Origin of the sequence: Marinilabilia salmonicolor (assembly GCF_003003035.1) — a bacterium.
Taxonomy (GTDB): Bacteria; Bacteroidota; Bacteroidia; order Bacteroidales; family Marinilabiliaceae; genus Marinilabilia; species Marinilabilia salmonicolor_A.
In genome coordinates, this window is record NZ_PVTS01000015.1 from 123,328 (window position 1) to 130,870 (window position 7,543).

The window sequence follows — 7,543 nt, forward strand, 5'->3', positions numbered from 1 at the left end:
AAAGGCTGAAAGCCTGAGAGCAATACCCCAGAGCAACCCATTGGGAGTGGAGTTGTTCCCACGCCCCCCTTTTATATCAGCAAGAAAACTCCTGTTTTTGGGTGTGCTTGATAAGAAAGCGTCAAGTGCAAGGCGGGCGATGACTGAAAAACAGGAATTTACTTTTCGTAAATGACTGTTTTGAAGGCAAGCCCAACGCAGCAATTGGCGTTTTCCTGCAAGCACTATCTGTCCGGTTGATCATCCAGATAAAACTTCAAGTATCCTTTCTCAATGAGCTCATCGTGTGATATCATAAATTTCCTGAGCGGTTTTCCGCCAAGTTCCATCTTCCGGATGTAAATGTTGTCCTCAGAATTATTCACCGACTCGATGACAATCTTTTCCCCGGGGAAATAATCTTCATCGAGATGAATGGTTACCCTGTCAAAAACCGGAGAACTGAGGGTATAAACAGGATCAGCCGGACTCACCGGATAAAAGCCCATCATGCTGTAGAGCAACCAGGCACTCATAGTTCCTGTATCGTCATTTCCCGGAAGACCATCAGGTCCGGTATGGAAATAACGGTTCACACAGTCGCGCACAGTCCTTTGGGTACGCCACTCCTCTCCCTTCACATAATTGAAGAACCATGGATAACCCATATCCGGCTCATTACTCATATCAAACAATCCGTCATTAAAAGCCCGCTCCAACTGATGCACAAAGCGATCCGCCCCGCCCATCAGTCTCATCAGCCCCCGGATATCATGCGGTACAGCAAATGAATATTGCCAGGAATTGCCCTCATGAAAACCGTGAACCGGTTCAAAATTCTCACCCTGCATGGGATCAAAATTGGGCATAAACGTACCATCCGCTTCCAGTGGTCTCATAAGATCATACTCCGGATCAAAATATTTCTTGTAGCCAAGAGAACGCTCATAAAGCATTTCATGGTCTTTCTTTTTACCCAGCGCAAGGGCAAGTCTGGAAAGACTGTAATCGGCCACATAAAACTCCAGCGCCTCGGAAACGGTATTGTCAAAGCTGTCCCTGAATGCGATGAAATGGTTTTTCTTAAAAAAATCATTGTGCGGACGAAGAGGATTTTCATCTCCTCCCGACATGGCTGATTTCATCATCCCTTCGTAAGCCGTCTCCACATCAAAACCGGTAAGCCCCCGAAGATATGAATCAGCCAAAACCACAAGAGCCGGATCGCCCTCCATCACGTTGGTTTCCCTACTGTAGAGCTCCCACTTCGGCAACCATCCGCTCTCTTTATACATATCCACCATAGAGTTGAGCATATCGGTTTGTTGCTCAGGATAAACCAGGGTAAGCAGCGGATGCACATTTCGGTAAGTATCCCAAAGGGAAAAAACGGTATGTCGGTTATGCCCGTCGGTTTTCAGAATTTCAGCTGACTCCATCGCCGGATACTCCCCATTCACATCCTGAAGAATATTGGGATGAATAAGTAAGTGGTATAGTGCGGTGTAAAACTTCACCTTTTCCTCTTCCGAACCCCCTTCCACTTCAATTTTCGACAACTGATGGTTCCAGCGCTCCTTTGCCTGGGCCATTGTTTGCTCAAAATCGAAAGCAGGTTGTTCAGCATTCAGGTTTTCCCGTGCATTTTCAATACTCACATACGAAACACCCACTTTGGCTTCGATAGTCTCCCCCTTTTCGGTTTCGAAGGAGTACCATGCCCCGATCTGTTCGCCGGCCAACTCGCGAGAATAATTATCATAAATCTTAAATTGACCGCTGGTGGAGGACCATTGGTGCCGTGTTCCCGGAAGCTGGGGTTGTTTTTTCCAATAGCCCCGTTTAATAGCAGGCTTGCTAAACTCTACCACAAAATAGACCGGAATAACGGCTTCAGGATTGTAGCAAAATGTTCCCATCAGCTTGTAACCCTCTATTTCGGTGTCGGAAACCATTTTCACAAAAGCTCCCGATTCATTGGTCAGTCCATGTCCCAGGTTCAACAGAATATTGGCTTTTCCTTCGGGGAAGGTATATCTGCTGATTCCGGTTCGGGTAGTCGTTGTCGCCTCCGCCTTGATGCTGTACCTGTCCAGAAAAGCAGAATAGTAACCCGGCGAAGCTTCCTGATTGCTGATGGCGGTACCATAACGATTAAAATCCACCTCCAGGTCTCCGGTAGTGGGCATCAGAAGAATACTACCAAGGTCCGGGCAACCCACACCACTCAGGTTTACATGCGAAAAGCCGGTCATCAATTCATTGTTATACACGTAGGGGTTGGAACACCATCCATCGGTATTGGAATATTCATTGCCCTCATGCGGGGTGACGTTATACGGCACTACCGACACCATACCCCATGGTACCACCGGCCCGGGAAAGGTCGCCCCGTAATTGGATGTCCCTATAAAAGGGTTTACATATTCAGAGGGCTTCTGTCCGTGTATTGTGAATGGTAAAAGAAACATTCCCATAACAGCAGCACAGTATAAAAAGGCCTCTTTTTTAGCTGACTTGACAAATGATAATCTCATGATATTTATTTTTTAATCTGTTCAAAAAGCATCAGCCAGTGAACGAATCTCAAGTTCTTCTTCAAAATCCGGAATCTCTTCACCGGTTTCGAAAGTCACCGTTTTTGTTTCTCCCGGAATCATATTAAAGAAGTTGTCACTCCACCGGCCACTGTTTTCAGGAATATTAAGATAAACACTCTCTGCCACCACATCAGTCGCAAGTGTAACTTCAAATCCCTTTTCATTTTGGGCCACGATGAAACTAATTTCTGCTTCTTCCATCTGACGATCTTTGGGCAGTTCAAAGAAGAGATGATTGTCACAAAGAACCTCATCTCCTTTTAAGAATTCAGCCTTCAGAACCGTCGATTTGGAAGATGCTCCCTGGAGGAAATCCTGCAACGCCAGATCTGTCACTTCCACTCCCTGGTTGGGCAAAGCCTCCACTTCTTCGGACAGTTGCCTCAACAATTCACCCTGAAAATCATAAAGAGACAAAACCAGTGTACCTTTAACGGATGTCCTTTCATCAGAAACGAGAGATACCTTTAATCGGTCATCCTCAAGAAAAGGAGAGACATACAAATTACTGTAAATCTTACGAACCCTGTAATGAAGAGCTTTCCAGTTGCCGTAATAATCGCGGCTCGACCATGAGACCACCGGCCAGCAGTCGTTAAACTGCCAGTAAAGCGTTCCCATACTGTAGGGCATTGACCTGCGGTGAGCTGCAATACCATCCGCCATCCCCTCCGCCTGCATCACCTGACTGACATAAACAAAAGATTCAAAATCTTTAGGTTGCGGATACCATCGATCCATATAAGTCTGAATGGTTTTGTTGCCAATATGATGTTTCTGATGCACCTGCATCACATCCGAGAACAGGCTCCGGTCTTCTTCCAGCGTAAAGGACTTTATGGTTTCCCAGGGAGGAAAAGCCTGAAATCCAAATTCGCTCATAAAACGACTCACTTTTTTTCGGTACATGCTGAAAGGCTCCATGCCCCACCAGACACCCCAGTAGTGGTTATCGCCCTGGGTAAGTGCCTCTTCATGCCCCCATCCGTATGATGGTGAAGAAGGCCAATAGTCGCGGGTAGGATCCTGTTGGCCCAGAACTTCCGGAATCAGCTCATGAAAAATTTTCTGATAATCGCTCCATATTTGGGTACTATCATCTTCTGAATATCCCAAACGCTTCTGCCATCCCCAGTCGAACCAGCCATTCTGAATTTCATTGTTCCCACACCAGAGTGCCAGAGAAGCATGGTTTCTAAGACGTACCACATTGTCTTCCACCTCGTGACGAACAGTTTCAAGAAACCGGTCGTCTCCGGGATACATGGCACAGGCAAACATAAAATCCTGCCAGACCATTATACCGTTCTCATCACACAATTCATAAAAAGCATCATCTTCATAAATACCTCCTCCCCAAACTCTCAACATATTGAAATTGGCTTTAACGGCATCGCTGATGGCACTTTCATAATCTTCACGGGTAAGCCGTGACGGAAAGCTTTCAAGCGGAATGAAGTTAGCCCCTTTGGCAAAAACAGGAACTCCGTTCAGGTGAAACTCAAAGCTTCTTCCGTATTGATCATCTTCCTGCACAAGTTCGATGGTACGCACACCAATGCGTTCTTTCAAAACATCATACCCGTCTTCAGCAACTAACTCCACATGCACGTCATACAGGTTGGGTTCTCCTAATCCATTGCTCCACCATAGCTGCGGTTCGGGAATTTCAAAATCAAGGCTGACTTGATTGATCCCACTTTGCAAAGACAGTTCTCTGGAAACAGACTCAAAAGCGCCTTCCGGGGAGGAAATCTTAAGGGTAGCGTTGGCTGGTTGAATGGCATCCACCTCCAGGTCGGCACTCAAAACGGCTTTATCATCTGAGATTTTATTCGTCTTTATGAATGCATTATCAATTCTTGCATGGTTCCAGAACCTAAGGTAAACAGGTTTCCAAATCCCTGAAGTAATCAGCCTGGGACCCCAGTCCCAACCAAACTGATAAGGAGCCTTACGCGAATGAACGCGTTCATCCTCGGGAAGAACATAAGGCAGTTTAGCAGCCTGCCGGGTGTTGTATTCCTCAGGGGAATGAAAAAGTATCTCCAGATGATTCTCCCCTTTTATCAAAAGATCGGAAACATCAATTGACCAGGTTCGAAACATATTATCGGCATTCAGAATCACCTCTCCGTTGAGTTGCACTGTGGCATGGGTGTCCAGTCCTTCGAAGATCAGCTCCGTTGCCTGATGACTTTTCTCAACCTCATCGATACGGAAAGAGGTCCGATAGACCCATTCTTTTTCACTGACCCACTGCACCGAGTCCTCATTCCCCCGGTAAAAAGGATCTTCGATGATGCCATTGGCCATCAGATCGGTATGTACACAACCCGGGACCTCTGCCATATGCCAGGTATCGGTTCCGGCCTGACTGAATTCCCAGTTTTGATTCAGGTAACGTTTTCCTACCAGCGGTTGCTGCTCCTCACAAGCTGAAAACATCAGCAGGAGAAATCCGGCAATAAATAATAGTTTTCTATCCATCAGTGTCCTTTCTTTAATTGGTGTTTGGCTCATCAGTCATTTCAAAGACCAGCGTTCCTCCTGCTTCAATATCGCTGTGATGAATCCATGGTTTATTGAGTTTCTCTCCATTCAGGGTTACGGATGCCACATATTTTGCCGTTTCGCTAACACCGGGAGCCCTGATGGTAAAAGTCTTATCTCCGGGAAGCGCTATCGTCGCTTTTTCCCACAATGGAGCACCTATGTGATATCTGCCATCCGCGGGGTTTAACGGATAGAATCCCATGGAACTGAAAACATACCAGGCGGACATCTGACCACAGTCTTCATTTCCGCAATGTCCTGCGGGTTCCGGCTGATACATCTCTGTTAATATTTGTCGAACACGCTCTTGCGTTTTCCAGGACTCTCCGGTATAATTGTAAAGATAAGCCACATGGTGACTGGGCTCATTGCCGTGCGCATACTGCCCGATCATTCCTGTACTGAAAATGGGTAGATCATCAGACGCTTCCGGCTCATAAGTAAACATACTGTCCAGCCGCTGACTGAAGCGCTCACTCCCGAGTTTGTCACGCAGCCCTTCTATATCGTGAGGAACAAACCAGAAATAATGCCAGCCGTTACTTTCACAAAAATGGTCGGTGTATTCTTTGGGGTCGAAATGACTGATAAAACGACCATCCGCATGACGCGGTCTCATAAACCCGGTTTCGGGATCAAAATGATTTTTCCAGTTGGAAGCTCTTTCAATGAAATATTCATAATCCTCTGTTTTACCAAGATCTTTTGCAAACATGGCGATACACCAGTCATCGTAGGCATACTCCAGTGTTTTAGATACCGACCAGTTTTCGTGATCATCGGAAAGGGGCACATAGCCCAGTTCGCGGTACTCTCTGATGCCATGATCATCCGACATGGCATTGGATTTGCAAGCTTCAAAGGCCTCTTCCGGATCGAACCCGCCAATACCCTTGAACCACGCATCCACAATTACGGGAACAGCATGATAACCAATCATCATATTGGTTTCATTTCCCTGCATCGACCAAACCGGCAACAACCCAGTCTCCCGATAGTGGCTGAGCATCGATTGTATCATATCCGGAACCCTGTCGGGATGCATAATGGTATAAAGCGGATGAGCAGCCCGGAAAGTGTCCCAGAGTGAAAAGGTGTCGTATTTTTCATACCCTTCTGCCTGATGGATTTCTCCATCAGCTCCTTTGTAATATCCATTGGCATCACTGTAAAGAGTAGGCGCCAGCATCGACTGATAAAGCGCGGTGTAAAAAGTTCTTTTCCAGACTTCATTGGCACTCTCCACTTTTATTTTGCTTAGTTCATTCTCCCAAATATCCGAGGCCTGTTCACGGTAAGCGTCAAAGTCCCATTGAGGGGCTTCAGACTCAATAGCGGCCAGAGCTCCATCTCTTCCGGCACTCGAAATTCCCACTTTTACCATTACCTCTTCTTGATCCTTTGTGGAAAACCGAAAGTCTATCTTTGTATGAGTCCCTTTTACTTCTTTGCCTTCCACTTCTTCTCCATCCAGAAAAAGAGTAGTCTTCTCAATTGGCTTCGAAAACTTTGCCACAAACCAGACCCGCTGGTCGGGAGCCCAGCCTGAGGACATCCGATATCCGGAAATGGTCTGATCGTCTTCTATTTTAATAGTAGTCATCACCGGCCGGTCCCAGTTCAGGGAGTACCCAAGATCCAGAATAAACCCGGAGTTTTCATCCTGAGGAAAAGTATAATTGTGAATTCCGGTTCTTTTTGTGGCAGTTAGTTCAGCATTAATGCCATAGTCCTGCAGGAAGACCTGATAATACCCTGGTTCGGCATGCTCATCTTCATGAGAAAAAGTTGAATACGGACGGTTTCCGTTTTCGGGAGTGGTTTTAACAGCACTGCTGTTTACCGGCGTAAGTAAAATATCATAGAGATCTCCGGCACCTGTTCCGGTGAGATGAAGATGGCTAAAGCCGGTAATAATACTATCCGGATAGAAATACCCGGCAATCCGGTCCCATCCGGAGTAACCAATATCGGGACTTAACTGCACCATGCCAAAGGGGACTGTAGCTCCGGGATAGGTATTCCCCGGACCATCGGTACCCATGAATGGATTTACATAATCGGTTAGGCGAGGCTCCGCATCCCTTTGTGTTTGTTGACAAGACACAAATAGAAGGAGCAACATGAACGGGAGACCTATCAGGAAAGGAGATTTTTTCATAATTACATTTGATTAATGACCCTAAAAGTAAATAAGCTAACCCGGGAGAAATTGAAAGACCAACAGTTAAACAAAGAAATGCCCCGGAGCAGAATGATTGAAATCAGACAGACTCCGGGAGCATCTCCCAACCTATGTGTAATTGTTCTACTAATGCGAATTAAGGGTTAAATTATCAATCCAATAAAAGCTGCTGCCAGTTTTCCAAACACATGAACCAGCAACCCATTAGTAGATCTGACATTTG

3 protein-coding genes are annotated in these 7,543 nt (G+C 46.1%); all 3 read right to left on the reverse strand.

Going from position 1 to position 7,543, the window contains the following annotated elements; translation table 11 throughout:
* Positions 1 to 224 precede the first annotated feature (224 nt).
* From BY457_RS14570 to BY457_RS14580, 3 genes are read right to left on the reverse strand one after another with little or no spacing between them, the layout of a single operon-like run.
* On the reverse strand, positions 225 to 2,516 hold the full coding sequence (locus tag BY457_RS14570) for a GH92 family glycosyl hydrolase (RefSeq protein WP_181256493.1): 2,292 nt from the start codon (positions 2,514 to 2,516) through the stop codon (positions 225 to 227).
* A 21-nt stretch (positions 2,517 to 2,537) separates the two neighbouring features.
* Positions 2,538 to 5,069 carry a beta-mannosidase gene (locus tag BY457_RS14575; RefSeq protein WP_181256494.1) on the reverse strand — a complete coding sequence of 844 codons (2,532 nt, stop codon included), beginning with the start codon at positions 5,067 to 5,069 and terminating at the stop codon, positions 2,538 to 2,540.
* A gap of 13 nt (positions 5,070 to 5,082) precedes the next feature.
* A complete protein-coding gene (locus BY457_RS14580) occupies positions 5,083 to 7,296 on the reverse strand; it encodes a GH92 family glycosyl hydrolase (RefSeq protein ID WP_106154063.1) in 2,214 nt (737 codons plus the stop codon).
* Positions 7,297 to 7,543 lie beyond the last annotated feature (247 nt).

Bases quoted from the DNA above. Each gene is read 5' to 3' on its own strand.
- BY457_RS14570 (WP_181256493.1), bottom strand. From the start codon at position 2,516: ATGAGATTATCATTTGTCAAGTCAGCTAAAAAAGAGGCCTTTTTATAC.
- BY457_RS14575 (WP_181256494.1), bottom strand. From the start codon at position 5,069: ATGGATAGAAAACTATTATTTATTGCCGGATTTCTCCTGCTGATGTTT.
- BY457_RS14580 (WP_106154063.1), bottom strand. From the start codon at position 7,296: ATGAAAAAATCTCCTTTCCTGATAGGTCTCCCGTTCATGTTGCTCCTT.